The following is a 24,489-nucleotide window of genomic DNA, read 5'->3' on the forward strand; positions in this document are numbered from 1 at the left end:
TTTGTATGCAACAATGGCCTGATCGGTTACCTCATTGGTTCGAAATCAACTTACCAATCTGTCAACCTTCAAGAGCCATGCCAAACATCTTAAAAACCGCCGTTGCTGCTACGTTCGCATTATTTACCGTCGCTGCCCAGGTGCAGGCCGATCCGATTGTTTCGCCGAAAGCGGAATGTAAAAACAACACTTGTGAAAAGTTTCGCGTAGGGATGTACCGCGTGCGCGACACGATGTCGATGAATGTGATGATGGAAAAAGAGAAAGGTGAAAAGGTCGCGATTCGCCTGATGGACAGCAAGGGAAATCTGCTTCACGAGGAATTCGTGCCGAAATATATTACGAAAACCGGCCGGAAAATAAAGTTTGATGAAATGGGAGATGGCGTTTATACCCTCGAAATCTCCAATGACAACGAGAAGATCGTCAAGAGCATTTACCTGTCTACCAAAGAAGTACGCGAAGTAAATCGTACACTTTTGGGTGTGAATTAATTCAAGTTACCCTAGTTTTTGCGTTACAGGATGTCGCCGCAGCGTTCCTGTAACGCTTTTTTGTAATTACCTCATGATGTCAACTCCGCTTCTATTGGCCGGGGAAGCAGTTCGGTAAAGAGCAGATCATAGATAATCTTTCCCCAGATAAGAATGCAGGGCACGGCCTTCACGACATACGGCCAGAAGTACGTGTTTCGGATAAATGGTGGAAACAGATCGGTAGGCGATAAAGTGGTGAATACAAATGCCAGCACGAGCAGCGCATAGTTTAGTCTCGTTGGCGCCTGCATGTAGTACCATACCGCCACGCCCGCAATGGCAATGATAAATGTCGGCGATTCGGCGCGGTGGTTGAAAATCACTACCCACACCAGTACCGAAGCCAACATTAATGCGCGGAAAACAAAGTTGCCGTATGATTTGATTTTGAGTAGCGGCAGGCAGAACAGAACCATTCCGGCGAGATTGACGTAAGTTTTATTCACATTCAGCGAGAACCAGATTTTTAACCAGCCTATTACGGAGAGGCCGTCGGAAAAGTCGCGGTCGGCGGCGAGGAGCTTCCACCAGGTTTTATACAGCACCACAAATTGTTCGGGCGTCACAGCGACGATCGGTAATATGGTAAGCAAAATAACCCATGCGGCGGTCGTGTAGGCCAGTTTGAGTTTGTTCGGATAGAGCAGGTACAATGCCAGGGCAACAATGCCGAATAGTTTGATAAAGATCGTCGACACGATGCACAGCGAGGCCATCCAGTATTTATCCCTTTCCAGAAAACCGAATGCAAAAAGCAGCAAGCCGGCGATCAGGGCGTTACTTTGTTCGTTTTGCGTGGCGGTAAGGAGTTCTACGAGCATAAAAGAAACCATCAGTCCCTTTGTCCGTAAATCGATTTTGGGAAGAAAATAAACCGAAAAGAAAAGCACCGATACATTGATCAGGTTCCAGAAAAACAGGCCGACAAATGTGGGCATAATAGAAAGTATGCCAAAAACGAGTGCGAATGCCGGGCTGTATTTGAACAGGTCCCAGTGCTCGTCGACATGCCATCTGTACAGGTTTTTTCCCTCGATCAAGTGAAAGAAGGACTGCTTGAAAATGACGTAGTTGTTGTAGGTAGTGTAAAGTTGCGGTTGGTTCGCAAAGGTTTTGGGATGGGAGAATACCGATTGAAGCGTAGCAAAGACGGCAATGGCCAGTACAATAAAGAGGAGTGATCGCTTGCTGATCACCAGGCGGTTGAAAGCATTCATAAACTGAATAATCCCTAGCGTTGATTTTTCTTCAAAACTAGGGATTAATTCGTCGCCGAGGTCAATTTTTCTGGTATCCCATCGCTTTCAGCCAGCCTTCCATGGCAGCAGGCCAGTTGGCAAGAGAGCCTTTACCTTCGGTACGCATGCCGTAGCCGTGGCCGCCTTTCGGGTACAAATGCATTTCGGCAGGAATCTTTTTCTTTTTCAGCGCCAGGTAATATTCGATGCTGTTTTCGACCGGTACGCCCGTATCGTCCATGGCGTGAACGAGGAACGCGGGCGGTGTCTGATCCGAAACCTGCAATTCGTTTGAGTAATATTTGATTAGCTCGTCCGATTTTTCAGGTCCGAGCAGGTTATCGCGCGAACCTCCGTGCGCGAGGGCGGGTGTGAGCGAGATCACAGGGTAAATCAATATCGAAAAGTTTGGTTTGCCATCCGCAGATGCTTTTTCGCCCATATTGTGATGCGTCGAAAGCGTAGCTGCCAGGTGACCGCCCGCAGAGAAACCCATTACACCGATCTTGTTTACGTCGATGCCCCATTTGGCTGCATTCTGGCGGATCAGTTTCATACCCTGCATAGCGTCCATCAACGGGACTTCGTGTTGGTGGGCCATTGCTTTTTCATTGGGCAGACGATATTTCAGCACAAATGCCGAAATGCCGCGCTCATTGAACCATTTGGCAAAATCACTGCCTTCGTGCGAAGCGGCCAGTATGCCGTAACCGCCGCCGGGACAGATCATCACTGCTGCTCCCGTCGCTTTCTCTTTGGGGGCAATGTATGCTGCAATCGTAGGGACCGTTACGCCGCTGATGCGCAGGATACCTTGTGCGTCGGTAACTGATTTCTCTTCTATATCACTCTTTTTAAAATTGGGGACTTTGCCTTCCGGCCAAAGATTCATGGTTTCTGTTTGCGCCATAGATGGAACTGATAATGCGAGCAGGCTGAAAACGGTAAGGATGCGTGCTGTTTTTTTCATTGATTGTCCTGACTTTTTTTCTCGAAAAGACGTTTTTCGGGTCAATATACCCTCAAATCGCCGGTAACCATCGTTTTAGTTCCGTATCGAGTTGGGTCGGATCGTCAGCCGTTACATTGACCAGTTGAAAATGGCTGTCTTCGGTCAGGCTTTTCCAGCGCCAATCCACCTGGCTGATTGTTGCATATTGCCCGTCGGATAGCCACCAGGCGGTAAGCAGCTCGTCATTACCTTTTTTCAACCTACCTACATACACTACCGTGCCCGCGATCTGTTTCTTGGAAATGCGGCTCAGATGGTAGCCGGAACCCGTCCAACACGTTACAGGGCTGTGTTCTGTGGAGTAGAATGCAGGAATTGGTTTAATGTAAACAAGTGCGTGTTCGTTTCTGAACTGCGTGACGCCCGTTTGGAGTTGCTGCATCGCGTAACCCTCGCGGGCAACTGCTTGGGAGGCTTTGGATGATCTGATATTCACGACTGGTTTCTGAAAACAAAAGAATGCACAGATAACCAGCAGTGCCCAATGGCCTGGTATCAGCAATCGCGAATGATTTTCCTTGGTTGTATGCTCTGCAAAAACCGGTTTACCCCAGCGCCTGTGTGTGTGCCGGACAATTAAGACCAACGGAACTACTACATAAACTGCCAGGCAAACGACACCGGTAACGTCATGAAGAGCTTTGGCTGGGGCAATGTGCAATGCTACAAGCAGGATGATGCGCATAAAGTTACCTGCGGTGTTCAACACAAATGCGAGGAGCACTAGCAGTACCTGATATAGAGGAGGCAGGGACCGGCGGACCTGCGTCTGATAATGAACCGTGAGGAAAATGACCACCAGCAAGGCGAAACCCGTCATTTGAAGGCCCATGCAGGCAGGATCGACTGTGAACTCGGAGCCGTTAAGCTGAATGCTGTTTCCGTCCACCGTGACCGGGAAGTGTGCCGCCCTCAATATCCGGCCGGCCAGGGCGGAAATTTGTAAACGAATCGGAAAAGTGAAAATCTCCGACACATATTTGAAAATCGGGGAGATAATGAGCAAGACCATGAAGAACTGCCCATTCAGTTTTCCGAAGAGGCTTTCGATGGCAAAAAGCGATGCGAGAACCAATAATAGAAAGCGCCATGAAAGTTCCTGTCGAATGCAGCAAATCAAAACCATTACGGCAACCAGGGGTGCAAGCCGCCAGCTCTTTTCGCCGGGTGGAGTGCTACGCAACAGCAGCAGAATAAGCAGAAAGCCCATCCAGAATGTGGCATCCCCGTTGAGATAGCCATGCATAAAGAAGGTGCTGAAAATGCACAGGTAGGCCATTGGAAAAGCGGCCCTGGTATATTGATTAGTGAACATAATGGCGGAATGTAAAATAGCCGACAATCGTGCAGAACAGAATGATGAGCAGCCATTCGTGCGGCTCAGGCACCGCTCCTGCCATTTTCAAGGTAGCGTTGTCAAGACTGTTCTTGCTCTTCCGGATGTCGAATCGGTCGTAATCCTGTTGGGTTTCAAGCACAATCATACTGGAAACCGGGGTTACAATATGCGCAGTTTCGGCCTCTCGGATCAGTTTTGCATTGAAAACAGAGTCGGTTTGAAAAGAATGGTCGAGGTATCGGCCGCCTAATTGTTTCATGATGTGGTTATAGGCAAAGAGCCTGAGTAAATGATCAGGAGCCTGGCCTAATGCCCGGCCATCAGTTTCGCGGATCAGGATGCCGGATCGTTCGATAGCAACAACCGAAGAATCTGATTCGGGATCGGAAGGGAACTGGTTTTGCGAAATCATCCGCTGCACTGCTTTCCAATCGGTTTGTTCGGCACGGATTATGCCCAGTTCATTCAGCGATTTCATGTAAAGAGAAGCATCGCCGCCGATAACAAAAGTGCGCAGGCCGCGTGGGCCATACTCGCTCAGTTTTTTTGAAAATGGCGTATTTGCGAGGTCGCGCAGCGTAGGCGACACCACCGATGATTTGGTGATCAGCAATGCATTTTCCGGATCGGGAATGTCCTGCACCGGGAATAAGGAAAAATTGAATTGGGATAATACCTTAAACTGCTCGTCTTTATTCGCTTCGGAGAGCCTGATAAGACTTTCATTGGCTACAAAAACAGGACGTTTTTTTAGTAACGCCCATAGCATGTCCAGTTCTTCCTTGCTCCACGCCTGGTTAATATCGAGATAGTAAGCTTTTGCATTGAATTTTTCCATTGTTTTATGAAGTGGCTCCACCGTGTAGGTCTTCCCGCCGAATGCGAAACTCTCCCTCGCAACCGGTGTTATTTCGAAACCGGCCCGCCACGACGGCTGGTATTTCCCCTGATGAATGACAACGCCCGGAAAGGTGCTGCTTGGCTCGAATGGAAGGCGAAGAACACGTGTTTCCTTTGGATAGTCAAACCGAACGGTTTCAGTAGCATCTTCCGCGCCCGGACCTTTGAACCAGATATTGTCATAAACCAGCTGTGATCCATCCACTTTCAGGGGAGTGGTTATACCAATTTTAAATTTACGGTGCTCTTTGGCCGTGCAAGGAAAAACCTTCACTTTCACCATATTGCCTTCCTGCCAGTGAACTACCGATGGGTCGCGTGATTCCACCCCAACGACCGTTTTGTAGGCGGAATCTGCTTTGCTTTGCGAGGCCAGCAAACCTTTTTCCTCCACACCATTGATCCACAATGAAAGAGAGCTGATCACCGACCCCTCCGGCAGATAAAATGTATACAAAGCTTCCTCCTGTTGGAACGATGAGCTGGAATGATTGACTATGCTGATCGTCTTTTCGGTATAAGCGACCCGCGTGCGCGGGTAAATGCGTACCTGCGTGAGCACATTGGCCGTGCGGAGTTCGCTACCAGACCATAATCTTTCCTGGGTTTCGTGGCGGGTATCGTAGAGCACATTCAGGATGTTTACTCGTTCGGCGTTTCCTAAATCGAGATTCGGGGTAAACAAAGAGGCTATCAGGACGAGCGGATCATGTCTCACCAGAATATCGGTAGCAGGGCGCACTGAGAACAGGGTGGTCGGAGCGGTTTGGTAAACCATTTTGCCCATGACCACCCGACGTGTTATCCAGTCATCCTGTATGTGCCGGGCAAGTATTATCCAGTCGGGCAGATCGCCCGTTGGTCGTGTGGTTACAACATTAGCTTGGTGTTGAAGTGAGATGCTGATCCGATGCCAGCGCATTGAGAAATAAACGGTAATAGCTATGGGTATCATGATGCCGGTTAATATTGCCGGCTTGAATGTTTGCCATCGGTGGCGAATTAGACGGAGATAGCTGATTGCAAGCAGCAGCGGTACAAAGCAGTGTATGGATATTCCCAGCAGGAGCAAACCGGGTACACCCAGCACATTGTAGGGGGTGAGGATGAAGGCATAATACCCCCAAATTACCGTGGAACAGCCCACTAATGCGAAAAGCACGAATTTGAGCCGGAGAGGCAGGTACTCTTCCCAGGTAAGCAGGATAGCCGATGCCGCTGCAATGACGATGGCGAACATCAACCAGGTGGCCGAGGGGCTGAAAATGGGCATAACCCGGTTTAAGGCAAAACAGCTAACGAGCCACACATATCCCAGCAGCAGGCGGTGATGCAGGTATTCGATGCGTTGTTTTTTCCAGAACCAACGCAGTTTTCCGGCATTCATGAGCCAAATTGAATAAAGCACAGCCACACTCCATGGAATGATAAAGGCCCCATCCAGCAAGGAATCTACGACCGTATAATAGAATACCAGGAAGTTCAGCACCAGGCAGCCCAGCCCTATTCCGTAGTCAGGATCATAGCGGCGGATACCTTGCGTTCCGGTATTGCCGGCCGTTTCGGGCAGGTTCGGTCCCTGCGAGTCATGTACTGTAAACGGTTCCATTATTTCGATATTTAAAAGTACTTTGTGTTTCAAAGTAAATTTAAATATCGATATAAACAACACTTACAGTGCCGCTAATTAACAATCTCTTGAAACTGGTTATTTAACGGTGCTCACGAGCCCTGTTTCAGGGTTTTGGCGGATTGATCATAATGTGTGCCCTGTGTGTGCCCGGGTCCATAATCCAGGGCATACCCGGAACATCCGGTTTCAGTGGCAGGCCGGTACTTTCGGCGGTCGCAAACGGGATGTAGACCACGTATCGCAGGTAACCATTTTTGAGGGTGCCGGCGGCTGCGTCGTAATTATCCTTTGAGCCGGATAAGACGTATAATGTAGACGATTGCTTCGGCATTTTCAGTTTTCCTTCCTTCACCTCCTTCTCGCGGATGTCGAAAATTTCCTTCTGATTTTTACCCTCTTTTGCCAGTGCACGCCCGCGCTCCATGAAAGGATCGAGGTCGGCGAGGTAGCACGATACGCTAATGTCCTCTTTTTTGGGATCGTCGGCCAGGCAAACGAAGTCGTTGCTGCCTTCACGCAGGATTTTAAATGTGCCGTCTGCCGCGTAGCCGTACACTTTAGCCCCTGCCTGCTTGTCCGACGGCGCAGCCATGACGGCCGTCTTGATTTGCACTTCTGCAGGAAGGATATTCTGAGCTGAAATTTCAGCGGCGACGCACAGCGCCAGGCAGGAAAAAAAAGTCGTTTTCATGATAGTAAATATAAGTAGGTGGTCCCTTATAGACGTAATTAAAATTATTATTGTAAAAATGACACGTATAGGTTTTGATCAGGCTAATGCTTTCTGATTCAAGGCCGGAAAGTGCTTGATTTACCTATGAACTTCAAAAAATCGCTTATCCTCTTTCCAACTGGTTGCTTGCTGGCCGGTCTGATGGTCGCCTCTTATCAGCGTTCGAACCCCAGTACGATTGACGCCGCTTCGGCCGACACGCTTTACAAAGATCTTACGGATGCCCAAAAGCGTTCGTCGAAATATGCCGTAGCGGGGCTTACGACGGCAAATGGCCTGGAAGCAACGCTTTTTACATCAGAGCCGACGATCACGAATCCGACGAATATCGATGTAGACCACTTGGGGAGGGTCTGGGTTTGTGAAGCGTATAACTATCGTCCGGCGATCAATGGTAACCCCACCAAAAATGAGGGCGACCGCATTATGGTGCTGGAAGATACCAATGGCGATGGCAAGTCCGATAAATCCACGGTCTTTTATCAGGGGGCGGAAATCAATGCGCCGCTGGGTATTTGGGTAATGGGTAACAAGGTGATTGTTTCGCAAAGCCCATACGTGTGGCTTTTCACCGATGAGGACGGCGATTTGAAAGCTGATAAAAAAGAAGTCATTTTCGAAGGTATTGGTGGTGACCAGCACGACCACGGCATGCATGCGTTTGTATTCGGGCCGGATGGTAAGTTGTATTTCAATTTTGGAAATGAAGGCGACCACTTGCTCGACGGCAAGGGTAATCCCGTGGTGGGCAAGGATGGCAAGCCGATTGATTTCTCGAAGTTGAGACAAGGAATGGTTTTCCGCTGCGATCCTGATTTTACCAATATTGAAGTACTCGGAAATAACTTCCGTAATAATTTCGAAGTGGCGGTCGACAGTTACGGTACCATGTGGCAGTCGGACAATGACGACGACGGCAACAAAGGTGTCCGTATCAACTACGTAATGCAATACGGCAATTATGGCTATACCGATGAAATGACCGGTGCAGGCTGGCGCGCCAACCGCACGAATATGGAAGACTCGATTCCTTACCGTCACTGGCATTTGAATGACCCGGGCGTGGTGCCGAACCTGCTGCAAACCGGATCTGGTTCGCCGACGGGTATGATCGTCTATGAAGGAAAATTACTTCCCAAGGAATTCTGGGGTCAGATGATCCACTGCGAGCCCGGGCATAATGTAGTCCGTTCGTACCCTGTTGAAAAGGCCGGAGCAGGTTATTCGGCTAAAATCGTGAACATTGTGGACGGCAAGCGCGACCAATGGTTCCGTCCGTCGGATGTTTGCGTAGCGCCGGACGGCTCCCTACTCGTTGCCGATTGGTACGATCCGGCGGTAGGAGGTCACCAGGCGGGTGACCAGGGTAAAGGCCGCATTTATCGGATTGCCCCCGTGAATACATCTTACCGTATCCCGAAATCCGATTTCACGACAATAGCAGGCGCCGTGGAAGCATTGCAAAGCCCCAACCTGTCCGTTCGCTACCATGCATGGATAGCTTTGAATGGAATGGGTGTTAAGGCTGCGCCGACATTGGAAAAACTTTTTGCGGACAAAGATGCGGAGCCCCGCATGCGTGCGCGGGCGTTGTGGTTGCTTAGTAAATGGCCATTTACCGCGAAGAAAGCCGTCGACAAGGCCATTAAGGATACAAATGCCGATATCCGTATTGCCGGCCTTCGTGCCGCTTCCGAGTCGAAGCATCTCGATTTGCTGCCATATATCAAGGTATTGGTAAAAGACGCGGAACCGCAGGTTCGCCGCGAATGCGCATTGCTTTTGCACCATAACCCATCACCAGAAGCCCCTGCATTGTGGGCGACCATTGCACAGCAATATGACGGAAAGGACCGCTGGTACCTCGAAGCCCTCGGGATTGGTGCCGACGGGCAATGGGATTCGTTTTTCAAGGCATGGCTCGGCAAAGCAGGTGCTAACCCGATCGCCACGCAGGCGGGCAAGGATATCGTATGGCGCTCGCGCGGGAAAGAATCTGTGCAGCTGCTGGCTTCGCTGGCGGGTGATCCTACGGTCGATTTGAAAAGCAGATTACGCTACTTCCGTGCGTTCGACTTCAATTCGGCGGGTCGCGAAAAGTCGATGGCACTGCTGAAACTTACGAATGGAACCGGCAAAGATCAGGACAAGGTGAATGAGCTGGTAATGCGCCACCTCGACCCCGCCTTTGTGAAGCAGACACCGGAAGCAATGGCCGCATTGAAAAAAATGCTTGATGCTACTTATGGAACACAAGCTTACCTCGAACTCGTTGCGAAATATGAGCTTTCATCCGAAAATCAGCGGCTTTTGGCGATGACCGAGGAGCAATCGAATAGCCGTGCCGGATCGGCAGCGGCGTCGCAGCTGATTAAGCAAGGCGGAACGCCGATGCTTTGGAAGGTGGTAAAAGGGCAGGACGAGTCCAAAAGTATCGCCGTTTTGACCGCATTGAAATCTGTTGGAAGTAAAGATGCGCTTGATATACTCAGGACGGTAGCTACCGAAGGCGGCTTTTCGGAAAACCAAAAGATAACTGCAGCGAAATCGTTAGGCGGTACCATGAGCGGTGAAGACCAGGTGCTGGTGTTGCTCAAAGAAGGAAAACTGACCGGCGAAGCAAAAACTGCTGCCGTACAAGGCCTTAACGGTGCCTGGCGGAAATCCGTCAAACTGGAAGCCGCCAAATATCTGGACGGCGCGGCCGTAGCGGCCAAGAAACACCCGGAAGTGAAAGAGCTGGTAGCAATGAAAGGCGATCTGACGAAAGGCAGGCAAGTATTTACATCCTATTGCTCGGTATGCCACCAGGTGAATGGTGAGGGGATGGATTTCGGGCCGAAGCTATCTGAAATCGGAAGCAAACTCCCGAAAGAAGCTCAGTATGCCGCTATTCTGGATCCGAGTGCGGGTATTGGCTTTGGCTATGAAGGTTTTGAAGTAACGCTGAAAGACGGTACCGTTGTTTCCGGTATCATTTCCAGTAAAACCGAAACCGACCTGATCCTCAAATTCCCGGGCGGCTCGACGCAGGAATACAAAATGTCGCAAGTGAAGTCAATCAAGCAGCTCAAAGATTCGATGATGCCGTCCGGCTTGCAGGATGCGATGAGTACGGAAGAGTTGGTGAGTTTGGTAGATTATCTGAGTAATTTAAAGAAGAAGTGATAAATCGAAAATAGGAGCCGGAAGGCTCCTATTTTCAATTATTGGTGTTGGGATTCTGCCAGTTTCATGGCTTCGAATTCGGCGAGGACCTTTTGCACCTCGAAGCTTGATTGTTTTGACTTTTCAATTACATCGTCGGCGAATTGCCTCATGCCATTGGCAAGATACTCCTTGTCTTCCGGGGACGCATTTTGATAGAAAGCTGACCAATCATCGCCTGCTTTTTCGATTGCGTCCAGTGTGTTTGCATCGTACAATGCCTGTATAATCTGTTCCTTTTTCATCGCTTTTCGGTCATTGTTTTAATTGCTTTAATATCTTTTCCAGAATTTCAATGTCTTCTTCAAGGCTTCTAATATAATCCAGAAGCCGGTTGACTCTCTCGTTCGTGGCGCCATCGATCTGGATCAGGCGACGAAGTGACATTTTAGCCTCGCCTTTTTTTAGAAGCTTCTCAGCAATCAAATGCCTGATTTTTTCTTTCATAAATACTGATAGTGCATGTAAATCGTAACGTAATTTACTCACCTTCCAGTTTTAAATCAAGCTACTTCAAATCGCCGAAAGGTTACATTTTTCCGAAACTGCATTTCTTATTTCCCGAAATAGGAGGTATTTTTATAACGTTTTTTGAAATTATCTGCATCATCAAAAATTCGTTTTGAAACAATTTCTTATCGTGAGATCTGCGTGGTGTGCTGCGGTTCTTTTTACCTCCCTTTCATTTCAAGGTTTTAGTCAAGTTGCTGATTCACTAGTAGTTGTTAATCCCGATAGTGCCTATGCGGCATTATCAGAGACGGAGCGGCGCTTCTCGCGTAACGCGGTTGCGGGTGTACAAGCGGCCGAAGGGCTGGAAGCGACACTCTTTGCTTCGGAGCCTAATGTGATTAATCCAATCAATATCGACGTCGACCATCGTGGGCGTGTGTGGGCCTGCGAGGCGTACAATTACCGCCCCGCCGTAAACGGCAAATCGGAACTCGGGCAGGGCGACCGGATTGTGATTTTGGAGGATAAGGATGGCGATGGCAAAGCGGATGTTACCAAGGTCTTTTACCAGGGCCCGGAGCTCAATGCGCCGCTGGGAATTTGGGTCATGGGCAATAAGGCGATTGTTTCACAAAGTCCTTATGTGTGGCTTTTCACGGATACCAACGGCGATGATAAGGCAGATACGAAAGAGGTTCTTTTCAAAGGCATTGGCGGCTCGCAAAATGACGCGGGTGTGCATGCATTTGTGTTCGGCCCGGATGGTAAGTTCTATTTCAACTTTGGTAATGCAGGACGGCAACTGGTAGACGGGCAGGATCGCCCGCTGCTCGATAAATACGAAAGGCCAATTGATTTCAGGCAATATAAACAAGGTGTGGTTTTCCGCTGCGAACAGGATTTTACCAAGGTGGAGATCATGGCCGAAAACTTCCGGAATGGCTGGGAAGTGGCGGTGGACAGCTACGGTACCATGTGGCAGTCGGACCAGGAGGAACCCGGTAATGGGGCCGATAGGGTCTCCTATGTGATGGAGAATGGTAATTTCGGGTATATCGATGAAATGACCGGTGCAAGCTGGCGCCTTAACCGTACCAACCTCGAAGATGAAATCCCGCGCCGCCACTGGCATCAGAATGATCCCGGCGTAGTGCCCGATTTGCTGGAAACCGGTTCGGGTTTTCCAATGGGCATGACGATTTATGAAGGCGATTTGCTGCCACGGCGCTATTGGGACCAGATTTTACTTGCCGATGCCGGTCAGGGTTACGTGAGCGCGTTTCCGGTGCAGAATGAGGGGGCAGGTTATAAATCGACCGGCATCTTGCCCGTGCTGGAAGGCAAGCGTGACAAATGGTTCCGGCCTACGGACGTCTGCGTAGCTCCGGATGGCTCCCTGATCATTTCCGACTGGTACGATCCGGTAATGGGTTCTAACAAGATGAAAGACCGTAGCCGGGGGCGCATTTACCGTGTGGCGCCGGCGGGCATACCTTACAAAATACCGGTATACGACTTGTCGATCCCCGAGCAGGCGGTAAAAGCATTGCAAAGCCCCAACTTATCGCAGCGTTACCTGGCCTGGAATGCCTGTGTGAAGCACGGCTGGGCGGCAGAACCATTTCTGGAAGAACTTTTTAGATTATATAATGGTAATCCAAAGCTACGGGCCCGCGCATTATGGGTGTTGAACCGCATCGAAGGTTTCAACTACCGTAACCTTGATATCGCTTTCCGTGAGCTGAACCCGAACCTGCGCATTACCGCATTACGCGCCGTACGCCAGCGCAACAGCGATCCGACAGAGTATATCAAGCGTCTCACCTCCGACCGCGATCCGCAGGTGCGCCGTGAATGCGCATTGGCCATTAACCATAACCACACCTACGAAGCATTGGACGTATGGCTTCAACTGGCCAAGCAATATAAAGGTAACGACCGCTGGACCGTGGAAGCGCTGAGCATTGGTGCTTACGATCAATGGGAACGAATATTTCCCGCCTGGCTCGAAAGGCAGGGAGCGAAACCCTGGTTGAGCGACGCTGGAAAGGACATTATCTGGCTCGCACGTACCCGCAAGGCTATTCCGTATTTGAGCGAGCTGGCTGCCGATACATCCGTGAGTTTCAAAAGCAGGCTGCGCTATTTCCGCTCGTTCGACTTTTTTCACGCGGGTTATGAGAAAACGCAGGCCCTGCTCAGTGTTTTGAATGTCCCCTCTTCCGATCGGATCGAAGTGAGTAAGCTGGCGTTGCTGCATTTGGATAAATCATTTGTAACCAACTCGCAACAGGGACTGACCGCGCTGAACAAGCTTCTCGACGAAACTTACGGAACCGAGCATTACATTGACCTCATGACCCGCTACGAGCTGGAGTCGGAAAATGACCGGTTGCTGAAACTGGCTTTGACGAAATCCGATGAGGTAATCGGCCGTGATGCGGGCGCGCTGTTACTCGAACAGGCCGGGATTTCGTATGTCACCCAAAAGTTGGCCGGTATGAATGACGAAAAGAAGTCGGCATTATTGGCTTCGATACAGACGGTCGGTAGCTCGGAGTCGGTATACCTGTTACGATCGACATTGCTGAATGCCGGGGAACCGATGAGCGTGCGGAAGAATGCAGCGCGCTACCTGGGCGCGAGCTGGCCGGGAGAGGAAGCGGTAGTAAAGTTGCTGAGGAACGAACAGATCGACGGTGAGGTGAAAGAAGCAGCATTGGAAGGTGTGAAGAATGCGTTCCGGGAAGAGATCAAGGCGCAGTTGGCCCCTTATTTACCCAAACCGCCTGTGGAAGAAGTGGTAGCCGCCCCGGCGGAGGAGCCGAAAAGTGGTAAAAAGGAGCGACGGAAACGCAGAAAAAACCAGTAGAACGAAGATTGAGAGGCGATTTTGGGGTATATTTCCGGACTGTACATCTTTACAATCTGTAACAAAAACATCGAAACATTTATGCTCCGCAGAAATTTTGTAAAATCTACCCTTGGTTTGGCTGGTGCCGCAATCGCAGCAGGAGATGCATTGGGCGCCGCTCCTACGGCCAAAAACAAGTTTAAGCTCAAATATGCTTCCCATTTCGGGATGTTTCAGAACAGCGCCGGAAAGGACCTGATCGACCAGCTTAAATTTATGGCAGACCAGGGTTTTATGGCATTGGAAGATAACGGTATGATGGGCCGCCCGGTGGAGCAACAGGAAGCCATTGCCAAAGAAATGAGCCGCCTGGGAATGGAAATGGGCGTGTTTGTAGTAGATAAAGGAGGGAATGGGGCCAATACTCTGGCCGCAGGCAAGCAGGAATATATCGACATCTTCCTCAATGGCTGTAAAAAGGCGGTAGAGGTAGCAAAGCGTGTGAATGCGAAATGGATGACGGTCGTTCCGGGTGATTTTGAAAGAAACCTGCCGATCGGCGTGCAGACAGGCAACGTTATCGACGCATTGCGCCGTGGTGCGGAAATCCTGGAACCACACGGGCTGGTAATGGTGCTCGAACCGCTGAGCGATTCGCCCAACCTCTTCCTGAGAACTTCGGACCAGACTTACGAAATCTGCCGCGGGGTGAACAGCAAGTCGTGCAAGATCCTGTACGATATTTACCACATGCAGAAAAACGAAGGTCGCCTGATTTACAACATCGACCGCACATGGAGTGAAATCGACTACTTCCAGATCGGCGACGAGCCTGGCCGTAAAGAGCCGACAACCGGTGAGATCAACTACAAAAACGTGTTCAAATACATCTATGACCGCAGCAAGAAAGAAGGCAAGTCGTTCATTATGGGTATGGAACACGGAAACTCCAAGCAAGGAAAAGAAGGCGAGGAAGCGCTGATCAGGGCTTATGTGGAGAGTGATAGTTTTGCGATATAGGGACTTCGGCTTTCGGCCGTCGGCTATCAGACTTAATGTTAAGCACTAAAATAAAAAACGCGGCAAGTAGAAGCTACTCGTCGCGTTTTTTGCTTTCAGCCGACAGCCGACAGCCGACAGCCGACAGCCGACAGCCGACAGCCGACAGCCGACAGCCGACAGCCGACAGCCAATTTTAAAGTACCACCACCGAATTCTCAGTAGCATCTACGCCGGCAGGAACATATTTGTCGGCTGCCCAGTCGTTTTCCCACTTTTCGCCGTCGAGGATGTAGCGGAACTGATATTCTCCGGCTCCCAGTTCGAGGCTGGTTTTGAATGAACCGTCTTTTTGTTTTTTCAATGCGATCGCTTCTTCGGGGTTCCAGCCATTGAACTCGCCTACTAGGGCAATATTCTTCGCTTCTGATGCTGCTTCCGCAGGAACTGTAAACGTCACTTTGTAAACAGACTTACTTTTTACAAACTGTTTTGTTAATGCCATAACTTGTAGTGTTAATTGGTTGATGGCTCAAAGATACAATCAAAAATTATTCAAATCAATGAATATCAATATTCTAAATGTTTTTAATCTTTGAAAAGTTATATAATAACATTTCATGCGACATTTTTTAATGTCATACTATCAATCTATCTAAGTGTATATCTCAGCCCTAAAAACGCTCTGATGCCCTGATTTGGCGCATATACGTACGATGGATCGAACGTTAATTGGTAGGGGTTATCGGGTGTTGCAATTACTTGTCCTTGCTCGTCAAATTTTACATTTTTGTCAAACGGATCATTTGCGCGTGCGATCGAATTGGCAGGCGGAGTGAAGTTGAGCAGGTTCTTGATACCCCCGTAAATTTCTAGCCCGTTGCCAAACTTTTTGGTTACCTGGATATTCTGCAAAGACCATACCGGCGAATTTGCAGCGCGAGGATCGTCTTCGCTTAGGAGCGGCAGGCGCATAGGGCCGTAAATGTTCCCGGTGTAATCGAATGAGAGTCCTGCTTTCTGGATTTCGTAGGAAACCGACCACGTTCCGGTGAACTTCTCGGTCAGTACCGGTCTGAAACGCACGCCGTTTTCCTGCTGAAAGTTATCCATATAAGTACCGCCGGCGATAATTTTCAGTGGAAAAGGGAAATTGAAATCAAGGTTCATACTGATTCCCTTCGAAACCGCGTAGCCATCGAGGTTGTCATAAATAATTTCGTTCGGATTGGTGTCGTAGTCAGGCAGGATGCGGTTGGTAAAATGGGTATAGAATACCGAAGCGTCGATTCCGATGAACGAATTGCCGGTTACGATCTTCTTGACCACGTTGATGTTCGCATTCCAGCTTTGTTCGGGTTTCAATGCCTCTTTTAAAACGACTTCACGAGAGCCCGTTAATGCGGCGTGGTCTTCGGTAAACAGGTTCACGATCCGGAAACCACGGCCGATATTCAACCGAATTACGTCCGTTTGGTTGAATTTGTACTTGTAAGCAGCCCTTGGCGTGAAAATGCTTCCGTGCCGGCTGTTGTAATCGTACCGCGCACCCAAAAGAATGGAATGCGGGCCGCTTTTGAACTCGTCCTGAATAAAAATGCCCGGTAGGTATATTTTATCGGCGTGGTCCTGGCCGTCGGAGTAACGGGTCGCGGGGGTATTGTCATTATAAAAGGTGTAGCGGAACGGCGTTCCCATCAGCAGACTGTGCTTTCCGATCTCCTTATCCCACAAAAACTGCGCGAATGCGATCTTCTGGTCGGCATTAAACGGCACGTGGCCATACGCCGAGTTCTGGTTATGGGAGCTGAAAGAATACTGGAGCGTGATTTTCTCGCTGAAAGGAAGCTGGTAGTTCCCCAAAAGCTCGAAGCGTTTGGTGTAAATGCTTTCACCATAAACTTCATCGCCGCCGCGGTAGGAACGGTTCCATTGCATTTGCCCACCCCAGCGGTCTTCGTAATAATAGCGAGCAGCTACATTAGCCTGCCTGTTGTTTTTCAGGTCGAACGACCATTTGTTGAAGATCGAAATGCGGTTCTGAAGGGTGAGATCGGTGAAGCCGTCCTTGTTGTTATCGACCGGATTTTGGTAATTGAAATAGTTGATACCCAGCAAAGAGCTGCTTTTAGCGCCGGGAGTGAACTTTACGCCAAGGTCCACATTGTAGTCTCGCCAGGTGGTACTGAAAGCGTCGGCGGAGAATACCGGCGCTTTGGACGGGTTTTTTGTAATAATATTGATCAAACCGCCCACAGCTTCTGAACCGTATAGCGTAGACGCAGGCCCTTTCACAATCTCCACGCGCTCAATCAGGCTGTTGGGAATCCCCGAAAGCCCGTAAACAGTGGAAAGCCCGCTCACCATCGGCATGCCGTCGATGAGTACCATGGTGTAAGGCCCTTCCAGGCCATTAATGTGAATATCGCCCGTGTTGCAGACGTTACAGTTTAGCTGCGGCCGCACACCGTTGACATAGCTTAACCCTTCAAAAATGCTTGGAACCGGGTTTTTATAGATGAATTTAGAAGTAATGATGTCGACCGGCACCGGGCTGTCGAGCTTTGAAACCTCTTTCATAGTACCGGTAACAACCACCTCTTCCAACGCATTAGCGCCCGATTTCATGATAAAATCCTTTCTCACGTCCCGGTCGATCCGAATGTTTTTTTCGGTGATTGTTGGCAATGAAACGTAGCTGACACGAACGGTATAAGTTCCCTTCGGAATGCCGGTAAGCCTGAAATAGCCTGCGGTATCAGCCGTGGTGCCGGTTTTTAATTCCTGAATGTAAATCGACGCTCCGAATGCGGGATCGGCCTGGCCTTCGAGTGAAATCGTCCCCGAAAGCGAAAACTGCGCCCAGGCACCGAATGGCAAACAGCTGAACAACAGGAGTAAGCGTAGCTTCATAGTATGGCCGAATTATTAATTTACTTATATCTGAATATAAATTTAGACAAACCTAAAAATAAAACTTGATATATAAAAATTAAAAATTCGGTTACAGGGAATCGTTCGGGAAACTATCTTCGGCACGGCATTGGTTGTTGCCTTTGCGGAAACCTTTATAAACCAATTTGACTCACTATGCTCAAACGATTTCTGAAACCGACTAAACTGCCGGCTTCGGTGGATTGGGCGGTGCTGATCCTGCGGGTAGGGGTGTCGTGCCTCATGCTTACGCATGGTTACGCCAAGCTCACTACCTTCCTTGGAGGCGATCATTCATTTGCCGACCCGATCGGGATAGGCGAGGAACTGTCTTATGTCCTGACAATCTGTGCCGAGTTCGGCTGCTCGATCCTCATTATCCTCGGGCTGGGGACCCGCGCGGCGCTCATTCCGCTGATCATTACGATGGTGGTGGTGGCTACAATTGTGCATGCCAAAGACCCGTTTGATATGAAAGAACACGCATTGTTGTATCTCTTTCCTTATGTTACATTGTTCCTGACAGGTCCGGGGCGGTTCTCGGTGGACGCGAAATTGTATCGGTAAGGATCTTCAAAGTATTAAAAAGCAAAAATGCCTTCCTGCTAGGGGGAAGGCATTTTTGCTTAAATAACTATTGCGACCATTTGGTAGGCTGGCGGTCCCAGCGGTGGGCTTTCATTTTTTCGGCCACCGCGGCATCGAGCCGTACGCCGTCGCTCACGGCCACGTTCGAGCGTACGTGCGGGAGCTTGCGCATGCCCGGAATCGTCGTGTGCACATCCGGATTATTGAGGATGAAACGCAATGCGAGTTCGGGCATCGTCATGCCTGCTGGAATATCGGCGCGTAATGCTTCGGCGTGGTCCACACTGGCATTCAGGTTTTCGGGGACAAAATAGGTGGAGCGCCAGTCGTCGGCCGGGAATTTGGTTTCCTTGGTCAGCAGGCCAGTGAGCGTTCCTTCATCGAAAGGCACACGGGCGATCACGCCGATATCGAGCTTGCGGCAAAGCGGGAAGAGGTTATCCTCCGGCGCCTGGTCAAAAATGTTGTAAATCACCTGTACGGCATCTATAAGGCCGGTTTCGAGCGTTTTCAAAGCATTGTCCGGCTCCCAGCGGTTGATACTGATACCCCAGGCCGCTACTTTTCCTGCTTTGGTTAGTTTTTGAATGGCTTCTTTCCATTCGTCCTCTTCCGCCCAGGCGTCTTCCCAGACGTGGAATTGCAGCAGGTCAATTTGTTCGGTGCCCAGGTTTTGAAGGCTTTTTTCGGTGTATTCCACAATGTAATCGGCCGGAAATACGTCTTTCAACGCGAATTCGGGGCGCGACGGCCATTGGCGATTTTTGGGCGGTATCTTGGTGGCGGCATAAAGCTTTTTGTCGGGATTGCGTTTGATCAGTTCACCGAGGATACGCTCGCTCAGGCCTTCGCCGTAACCCCACGCAGTATCGAAGAAATTGACACCCGATTCGACGGCCAGGTCGAGGGAATCGTCTGTCTCCTTGCGGTCGGAGCCTGTCCAGCCCGCCAGTCCCCACATACCGTAGCCTACTTCGCTGATTTCCCAGCCAGTTCGTCCAAAACGACGTTTTTGCATTGTAATCTGATTTTAGTGTTTGACCAATAAAGAACTTCTCTGCATTTATTTAACATAGAACGGATACCTTTGCAGCGCTTTTTTATTAGTGAGCCTTCTCGCTATCGTTCCTCAAAAACAGGGTTTAAGTGAAAAAAAAGGGGTTGATTAACGCATTGTTGATGACATTTAAAAGAATTGCCGGGATTGTGTTGGTGATTTGTGTGGCCGGTTTGACGAACCAGAGTGAATCTTCCGATAAAATTGCAGAATACTGCCGGACTTTCCATCAGATCCAGATGGATATCCGCGATAATGTGATCACACCCGATTCGGCACGCGCAGCATTCGGGGCGGTTATGCGCAATCTGCGGGCGGAATTCAGAAGAGATACCTGCCGGTCCATCGACTCGTCTTATTTCGTCTATCCGATTAAAGGCTATACGGCCAGGGAGTCGGTGGGTTCGAGAGGACGTGGTTACCGGCCCAACGGCTTTGATCTTTTCGATATGAATGTGACCGGCAGCCATCCTGCCCACGATTTGTTTGTGCGCGACAAGGACCAGGACGTGCTCGACGACCGAACCTGGCAGCCCATCGACGTGCTTGCATTCACGTCGGGCCTCGTACTGGCTACCGAAACCAGCTGGAAATACGACAGCGAATACCGTGGCGGCAACTGGATATGGATTTACGATCCCTGCCTTGACGGCCTTTTCTATTATGCCCATAACAATATCGTAGAGGTCCAGCCGGGGCAATGGGTAAATGCCGGTGACAAGATTTCAGAAATGGGGCGCACCGGCTATAATGCCTACCAGAAGCGCTCACCCACCCATCTGCATCTGATGTTCCTGCAACTCGACGTCGACGGGCTGCCCATGCCTGCCAATACCTACGAATGGCTGAAAGAAGCGGCTGTGAGGGACGGTTTAGGGGCTGAGTAATTGGGATTGAAGTAGATATTCAATATATTGTACTTCACTCCATTACTATTCCTTAAACAAAATTGTATGAACAACCGCCGTTCCTTTTTCCGGAAGAGTGCTGCCTTGGGTATGGGCGCTTTCGGGATCAACAGCCTTTTCAATCAGCTCCACGCCGAGCAATTCCTCGAAGCAGAACAACTCTGGAACCCCGCCAGTGAAAGCAATGAAGAATACTGGTCGGTGATCCAGGACGCTTACACCGCCAGCAAAAGCGAAATCATTATCCTCAACAACGGCGGAGTGTCTCCCTCGCCGATTGTAGTGCAGGAAGCTTTAGACAAATACAACCGAGCCGCTGCGCAGGGGCCATCATATTATATGTGGCGCATTATGGACAAGGGCCGCGAGCCGCTTCGCCAGCGCCTGGCCAAGCTGGCCGGGACCGATGCCGAGGAAATCGCGATCAACCGCAATGCCACGGAGGCATTGAATACCATTATTTTCGGACTACCACTGGAAAAGGGCGACGAGGTGATCGGTACTTTGCAGGATTATCCGAATATGGTACAAGCCTGGAAACAGCGCCAGATGCGGGACGGCATCGTGTACAAGCAGCTTTCTTTTGATTTTCCTATTGAAAGCAAGGAGCAGATCGTGAAAGCGTATGCCGACGCTATTACTCCAAGGACTAAGATCATCCACGTAACGCATATCATCAACTGGGTCGGGCAGATTATGCCGGTCAGGGAGATTTCCCAAATGGCACATGCCAAGGGGATCGAAGTGGTTTGCGATGGTGCGCATACATTCGGATTGCTGGATTATAAAATTCCCGACCTGGAATGCGACTACTTCGGCACCAGTCTGCATAAATTCCTCAGTGCACCCGTGGGAAGCGGGATGATGTGGATCAAAAAGGATAAAATCGAGAAAATATGGCCGCTGCTTTGTAACAGCGAGCCAAAAAGCGGTAATATCCGCAAGTTTGAAACGCTCGGCACGCGCAGCTTCCCGATCGAACAGGCGATCGGCGAGGCGATTAACTTCCAGGAAGGCATTGGTAACAAGCGTAAGCAGGATCGCATTCATTATCTCAAAAAATATTGGGCTGAGAAAGCTGCGCAAATCCCTGGAGTGAAAATCCACACCTCTTTGAAACCGGAATTTTCCTGTGCGATCGCCGGCGTCAGCATCGAGGGCATGAAACCCGAGGAACTCGATGGCAAGTTGATGAAGGACTATCAAATACATACCGTCGGGATCAATTGGGAAAACATCCATTGCGTGCGCGTGACGCCGCACGTGTACACAAAAACCAGCGACCTGGATAAGTTGGTAGGCGCTATCGAGAAAATCGCGAAGAAGGCCTGATATTTTTAATCATTAATATGCATGGAGCATAGCTGGGTTAGCTGCCGGTTATGCTCCCATTTTTTTGCCGCCTGTAAGTCCACAGGGTAGGATATCCACCGGAAACGCCACTGGCACGAATCATAAGCCAACGGCCGTTTTCATGCATTACTTTTGAGAAATCCTCAATAGAAAATCAACATTATGACACAGTTACGAAAGGGTTCTTTTATCAAAAAGGTAAAAGACATCGGCATGGGCGGCGCATTGGCGCTGGCGCTGCTGTCGGGGACGGCGCTCGTTTCCTGTTCTTCGAATGATGATGAATCGGAATATAGTTATGAAGAAACAACTTACAGTAAAGGCATCCGGTCGCATATCAGGGAGGTAAGCCCGGGAGAATTTAAGATTATCAGTGAAGAAAACGTCCCGGCCGACAGTTCCGTGGCGATCGTCTCGTACCTCGATGGCCATAAAGACACGCTGAACCCGATGGCAGCCAAGGCGTTGATCGACCAGGAAATCCGCTCGAACCCGCATATGGGCTATCACAGCGGACTTTCGAGCATGTTGCTGTATGGGGGAATGGGTTATTTGCTGGGTCGTAACTCGTCCTATTCTTATATGAACAACTACCGCGACAGAATGGATATGGAGCGGAGCAGGTCGTTTTACGCCAACCCGGGCGCGTGGGCAAGCTCCCGCAGCGCGACGTTGGGTGTCGAAAGTTCCCGGTCGGTACGGACAGTGACAACAAGGCCCTCGGGAGGCCGTAAAGGTTTCTTCGGAAGGTCGTCGGGAAGAAGTGGCGCCTAGGAGAGTTCAGAGTTTATGAGTTTAAAGTTCATGAGATTGAATTTTATGAGCTTTTATATCCTACTCGTAGACTAATGAACTTCTAAACTTTAAACTTAAAATATGGTGAAGTTGAAATCATTGTCCAATCCGCCGCAAGCTGCGTTACAGAAAGCCGGTTGGGATTGGGCGCTTGGCACGGATACAGCTCCGTACGTAGTGAACGACATGGTGGTCGTAGCCGAGCAACAAGCGGAAAGCTACTACGAAGCTGCGGGTACCTTATATGATATGCTGATCGAAGCGGGCCAATATGCCATTGATCACAACCTTTTCCGCGAAATGGGTATTCCCGAAAACCTGGTCGAACTAATCAAATTCTCGTGGAGCGACGACCGGCAGATACATCTGTATGGCCGTTTCGATCTGGCTGGCGGATTTGACGACGAACCGGTTAAACTGATCGAATTCAATGCGGATACGGCTACTTGCATTCCCGAAACGGCCGTCGTGCAATGGGCGCATTTGCGGATGAACGGAATGGATGAATCCAAGCAATTTAACACGCTGTTTGAAACCCTGATGGGGCAGTTTGTTTATTTAAAGGAGGAAAACAGCGATCTGACGCCATCGATGCTCTTTTCCGCGATGCGCGGCTATCCCGAGGACGATACCAATGTGGCCGTGCTGATGGAAGCGGCGAAAGAAGCCGGCTTCGATGTAGAATTCGCCTATATCGACGACGTGGAGTTTTCGAATGGCGAGGGAATATTCTGCCAGGAGCCGCAACACGGACATTTCGTACGGTTTGATTTCTGGTTCAAACTGGTGCCTTGGGAGCACATCGGCACAGATGAACCGGAATTGGCCGCAATGCTGACGGAAATCGTCGAAAACAGGAAGGCAGTGGTGCTGAATCCTGCCTATACATTGCTGTTCCAGTCTAAATATATTCTGAAAATCCTGTGGGACCTTTACCCATACCATCCATTGCTGCTACAAACGGAACGCGAGGTGCTGCTGCATAAAAAATCGGTGAGCAAGGTATTGCTGGGCCGTGAGGGTGCGAATGTGGTTATCCATGATGAAAACGGCGGCGTGCTGGAAACCGCTGCGGGCGAATACGACGATCAGTCACGCATTTACCAGGAATATGTCACTCTTCCGATGGACGCAGGCGGCTACACCTACCAGGCTGGAGTGTTCTATGCCGGTGAGGCGTGCGCACTCGGCTTCAGGCGGGGCGGGAAGATTCTGGACAATACGGCACAGTTTGTGGGGCATATTGTGGATTAGTGAAATACGTAAATTTACTTGCCTCTTAATCAGGTTGTTACCGGAGGATCATTGAATTGACCGTTTACTAATCATTTTACTGAAATATCCCAGGCTACGGCGAAGTTTGTGAAAGTTTTACAGGCGATGCTGGTATGAAAGTTTTAAGGAAGCCCCGCAAACATCGTCAGCAGTTCAGCAATATTCATCGATCCTTAATACTTAAAAGACAAGTCATGATTCACGAGAAAATTTTCCAACTAAAAAGCGGCAGGGAGGTCAAAGTCGTTGTAAAAAGTTACTTCCTCCACGACAATCCACAGCGTGATACCGATTGCGAGATTTTAATCCGCGAACCCAAAGAAAAATACTTCCGCACTCCCATCGGGGTCAATCACCCTCAATACTGGAAAATGAAGCGGTCCAGCGCACAACAGGCCAAAGTTCTTCTGATGGAATACAGCGGCATCACCCAACGTCAGATCAACCAGGCCATTGCCGAATTTAACCGCATCCTGAGCCATCCGCCAACACACATCGGCTTTCAATATGAAAGTGAGCTGGTTTAGGAAACGGTTAAGCTTTCATGCAAAGCACTAAGTAGGGAATAAGTAACACACACTGATAACCGGGCATGGTCAGAATCACTAGGGGCTGACCATCGTCCGGTTCTTTTTTATGTACTTACCTCTATCTTATGCTTTACGATCCGGCGAA

20 protein-coding genes are annotated in these 24,489 nt (G+C 49.7%); 10 read left to right on the forward strand and 10 right to left on the reverse strand.

What is annotated here, in order from left to right:
• The first annotated feature begins 77 nt into the window (after nucleotides 1-77).
• A complete protein-coding gene (locus ACQ4MZ_RS01105; protein ID WP_430842106.1) occupies nucleotides 78-494 on the forward strand; it encodes a hypothetical protein in 417 nt (138 codons plus the stop codon).
• A gap of 71 nt (nucleotides 495-565) precedes the next feature.
• On the opposite strand, the gene ACQ4MZ_RS01110 is transcribed toward ACQ4MZ_RS01105, so the two are convergent.
• The 5 genes from ACQ4MZ_RS01110 to ACQ4MZ_RS01130 form a co-directional block, all read right to left on the reverse strand.
• Nucleotides 566-1,753: a glycosyltransferase family 87 protein gene (locus ACQ4MZ_RS01110; RefSeq protein WP_430842108.1), complete on the reverse strand. Its 1,188-nt coding sequence runs from the start codon at nucleotides 1,751-1,753 to the stop codon at nucleotides 566-568.
• A gap of 61 nt (nucleotides 1,754-1,814) precedes the next feature.
• Nucleotides 1,815-2,744: an alpha/beta hydrolase gene (locus ACQ4MZ_RS01115; protein WP_430842110.1), complete on the reverse strand. Its 930-nt coding sequence runs from the start codon at nucleotides 2,742-2,744 to the stop codon at nucleotides 1,815-1,817.
• 52 nt (nucleotides 2,745-2,796) lie between these two features.
• The gene (xrtN, locus tag ACQ4MZ_RS01120) at nucleotides 2,797-4,101 is read right to left on the reverse strand and encodes an exosortase N (protein ID WP_430842112.1); all 1,305 of its coding nucleotides are present in this window, start codon (nucleotides 4,099-4,101) and stop codon (nucleotides 2,797-2,799) included.
• On the reverse strand, nucleotides 4,091-6,634 hold the full coding sequence (locus tag ACQ4MZ_RS01125) for an XrtN system VIT domain-containing protein (RefSeq protein ID WP_430842114.1): 2,544 nt from the start codon (nucleotides 6,632-6,634) through the stop codon (nucleotides 4,091-4,093). Before ACQ4MZ_RS01125 ends, xrtN begins: the two co-directional genes overlap by 11 nt.
• A 127-nt stretch (nucleotides 6,635-6,761) precedes the next feature.
• Nucleotides 6,762-7,349, reverse strand: a complete 588-nt coding sequence (locus ACQ4MZ_RS01130; protein ID WP_430842116.1) for a hypothetical protein — start codon at nucleotides 7,347-7,349, stop codon at nucleotides 6,762-6,764.
• Nucleotides 7,350-7,475: 126 nt separating this feature from the next.
• On the opposite strand from ACQ4MZ_RS01130, the gene ACQ4MZ_RS01135 reads away from it, so the two are divergent.
• Nucleotides 7,476-10,559, forward strand: coding sequence for a PVC-type heme-binding CxxCH protein (locus ACQ4MZ_RS01135; protein ID WP_430842118.1), 3,084 nt, complete (start codon nucleotides 7,476-7,478; stop codon nucleotides 10,557-10,559).
• Between the two features lie 38 nt (nucleotides 10,560-10,597).
• Here ACQ4MZ_RS01135 and ACQ4MZ_RS01140 read toward each other — a convergent pair whose 3' ends face one another.
• The gene (locus ACQ4MZ_RS01140) at nucleotides 10,598-10,843 is read right to left on the reverse strand and encodes a hypothetical protein (protein WP_430842120.1); all 246 of its coding nucleotides are present in this window, start codon (nucleotides 10,841-10,843) and stop codon (nucleotides 10,598-10,600) included.
• 10 nt (nucleotides 10,844-10,853) lie between these two features.
• Complete coding sequence (locus ACQ4MZ_RS01145; protein WP_430842122.1) at nucleotides 10,854-11,045, reverse strand: hypothetical protein; 192 nt, start codon at nucleotides 11,043-11,045, stop codon at nucleotides 10,854-10,856.
• Nucleotides 11,046-11,220: 175 nt separating this feature from the next.
• On the opposite strand from ACQ4MZ_RS01145, the gene ACQ4MZ_RS01150 reads away from it, so the two are divergent.
• Both ACQ4MZ_RS01150 and ACQ4MZ_RS01155 read left to right on the forward strand, forming a co-directional pair.
• Nucleotides 11,221-13,923 carry a PVC-type heme-binding CxxCH protein gene (locus ACQ4MZ_RS01150; protein ID WP_430842124.1) on the forward strand — a complete coding sequence of 901 codons (2,703 nt, stop codon included), beginning with the start codon at nucleotides 11,221-11,223 and terminating at the stop codon, nucleotides 13,921-13,923.
• An 81-nt stretch (nucleotides 13,924-14,004) separates the two neighbouring features.
• Nucleotides 14,005-14,925, forward strand: coding sequence for a hydroxypyruvate isomerase family protein (locus tag ACQ4MZ_RS01155; RefSeq protein WP_430842126.1), 921 nt, complete (start codon nucleotides 14,005-14,007; stop codon nucleotides 14,923-14,925).
• Between the two features lie 175 nt (nucleotides 14,926-15,100).
• Here the strand turns inward: ACQ4MZ_RS01155 and ACQ4MZ_RS01160 are convergent, their stop codons facing one another.
• Nucleotides 15,101-15,409, reverse strand: coding sequence for an isoamylase early set domain-containing protein (locus ACQ4MZ_RS01160; RefSeq protein ID WP_430842128.1), 309 nt, complete (start codon nucleotides 15,407-15,409; stop codon nucleotides 15,101-15,103).
• 146 nt (nucleotides 15,410-15,555) lie between these two features.
• Nucleotides 15,556-17,817, reverse strand: coding sequence for a TonB-dependent receptor (locus ACQ4MZ_RS01165; protein WP_430842130.1), 2,262 nt, complete (start codon nucleotides 17,815-17,817; stop codon nucleotides 15,556-15,558).
• 177 nt (nucleotides 17,818-17,994) lie between these two features.
• On the opposite strand from ACQ4MZ_RS01165, the gene ACQ4MZ_RS01170 reads away from it, so the two are divergent.
• Complete coding sequence (locus ACQ4MZ_RS01170) at nucleotides 17,995-18,405, forward strand: DoxX family protein (RefSeq protein WP_430842132.1); 411 nt, start codon at nucleotides 17,995-17,997, stop codon at nucleotides 18,403-18,405.
• A 67-nt stretch (nucleotides 18,406-18,472) separates the two neighbouring features.
• On the opposite strand, the gene ACQ4MZ_RS01175 is transcribed toward ACQ4MZ_RS01170, so the two are convergent.
• Nucleotides 18,473-19,444, reverse strand: a complete 972-nt coding sequence (locus ACQ4MZ_RS01175; RefSeq protein WP_430842134.1) for an aldo/keto reductase — start codon at nucleotides 19,442-19,444, stop codon at nucleotides 18,473-18,475.
• A 161-nt stretch (nucleotides 19,445-19,605) separates the two neighbouring features.
• Between ACQ4MZ_RS01175 and ACQ4MZ_RS01180 the strand changes: the two genes are divergently transcribed.
• From ACQ4MZ_RS01180 to ACQ4MZ_RS01200, 5 genes are all read left to right on the forward strand, one after another.
• Nucleotides 19,606-20,370, forward strand: coding sequence for a M23 family metallopeptidase (locus ACQ4MZ_RS01180; RefSeq protein ID WP_430842136.1), 765 nt, complete (start codon nucleotides 19,606-19,608; stop codon nucleotides 20,368-20,370).
• A gap of 66 nt (nucleotides 20,371-20,436) precedes the next feature.
• Nucleotides 20,437-21,723 (forward strand): aminotransferase class V-fold PLP-dependent enzyme, encoded by a 1,287-nt coding sequence (locus ACQ4MZ_RS01185; protein ID WP_430842138.1) that lies wholly within the window; start codon nucleotides 20,437-20,439, stop codon nucleotides 21,721-21,723.
• A gap of 183 nt (nucleotides 21,724-21,906) precedes the next feature.
• Nucleotides 21,907-22,518 carry a hypothetical protein gene (locus ACQ4MZ_RS01190; protein ID WP_430842140.1) on the forward strand — a complete coding sequence of 204 codons (612 nt, stop codon included), beginning with the start codon at nucleotides 21,907-21,909 and terminating at the stop codon, nucleotides 22,516-22,518.
• Between the two features lie 102 nt (nucleotides 22,519-22,620).
• On the forward strand, nucleotides 22,621-23,793 hold the full coding sequence (locus tag ACQ4MZ_RS01195) for a glutathionylspermidine synthase family protein (RefSeq protein ID WP_430842142.1): 1,173 nt from the start codon (nucleotides 22,621-22,623) through the stop codon (nucleotides 23,791-23,793).
• A gap of 215 nt (nucleotides 23,794-24,008) precedes the next feature.
• Complete coding sequence (locus ACQ4MZ_RS01200) at nucleotides 24,009-24,341, forward strand: hypothetical protein (protein WP_430842144.1); 333 nt, start codon at nucleotides 24,009-24,011, stop codon at nucleotides 24,339-24,341.
• The last annotated feature ends 148 nt before the right edge of the window (nucleotides 24,342-24,489 follow it).

Source organism: Dyadobacter sp. BHUBP1 (assembly GCF_050587785.1).
In the GTDB taxonomy this organism is placed as follows: domain Bacteria; phylum Bacteroidota; class Bacteroidia; order Cytophagales; family Spirosomataceae; genus Dyadobacter.